The following is a 1,131-nucleotide window of genomic DNA, read 5'->3' on the forward strand; positions in this document are numbered from 1 at the left end:
TATTTTTATCTTTTTTAAGCTCTGAAATTTCAATCTGCTCAATCTTATCATAAATGACTTTTTTCGAGCTGAAATCTATCTTAAAATCAGAATAGTTCTGAATCCATCCATTGGAATGCCCGAAAGAAACATCATCTTCAAACAAATCTAAAACTTTGGAATCGTTATTCTGTATCAGAGAATCAAGTTTTCTAGTCTGAGAAAGCAGTTGTTTTTCGTCTTTGGAATACTTCTGGGCATATCCTAAAATACAACAGAAACACAGTAAGAAGGGTAAAAGTTTCATATTTCAAAACTCAGATTAAAGCTTTCTGTGGATGGTTCTTGGTTCCGCCTGAGCGGAAGGGTAGATCGTCATATCCGAAATACAGACGTGTTTCGGAGCATTGATGCAGTAAGCGATGGAATCTGCAATATCTTCGGCTTTCAGAGGCTCATAACCGGCGTAAACCGTTGCAGCTCTTTCGCTGTCGCCTTTAAATCTCACCATCGAAAAATCTGTTTCTACCGCTCCCGGCTGAATATTTGTTACTTTAATTCCGAATTCCGTCAGTTCGATACGCATTCCTTCGGAAATGACATCCACTGCTTTTTTTGTGGCACAATAAACCACACCGTTTGCGTACGTCTGTCTCGCTGCCACAGAACTGATGTTGACGATATGTCCTGAATTTCGTTCTTTCATTCCGGGAATAATCATTTTAGAAACATATAAAAGTCCTTTCACGTTTCCGTCGATCATAGAATCCCAATCATCCGTTTTTCCGGCAGACAAAGGATCTAATCCATGAGCATTTCCGGCATTGTTAACTAAAACATCAATATTTTTCCATTCCGAAGGAAGAGAACGGATTGCCGTTTCAACTTCTTTCAGGTTTCTTACATCAAATTTTAAACTAAATATTTCGGTATATTGTGAAAGTTCTTTTTTTACATTTTCCAGAACTTCCGACCTTCTTCCGCAGATAATTATTCTGTTTCCCTGTTTTGCCAGAAGTTCGGCGGTAGATTTTCCGATTCCGGATGTTGCTCCGGTAATTAATATTGTTTTCATTTTTACTTTTTATTTTTGGATTGTATTATGGTCTTTTAATCTTTTCATCAGAAGTGTATAGATCCAAAATTCAAACC

Annotated in this window: 2 protein-coding genes; both read right to left on the reverse strand. The window is 37.3% G+C overall.

From position 1 onward, the window contains the following. Window positions 1-286 (reverse strand): hypothetical protein (locus WFK35_RS22850; protein ID WP_336734942.1); only part of this gene is annotated, 286 nt, incomplete at its 3' end. A 15-nt stretch (window positions 287-301) separates the two neighbouring features. Continuing rightward, the gene (locus tag WFK35_RS22855; RefSeq protein WP_336734943.1) at window positions 302-1,054 is read right to left on the reverse strand and encodes an SDR family NAD(P)-dependent oxidoreductase; all 753 of its coding nucleotides are present in this window, start codon (window positions 1,052-1,054) and stop codon (window positions 302-304) included. Between the last annotated feature and the right edge of the window lie 77 nt (window positions 1,055-1,131).

The organism is Chryseobacterium sp. VD8 (assembly GCF_037149975.1).
GTDB classification, from domain to species: Bacteria; Bacteroidota; Bacteroidia; order Flavobacteriales; family Weeksellaceae; genus Chryseobacterium; species Chryseobacterium indicum.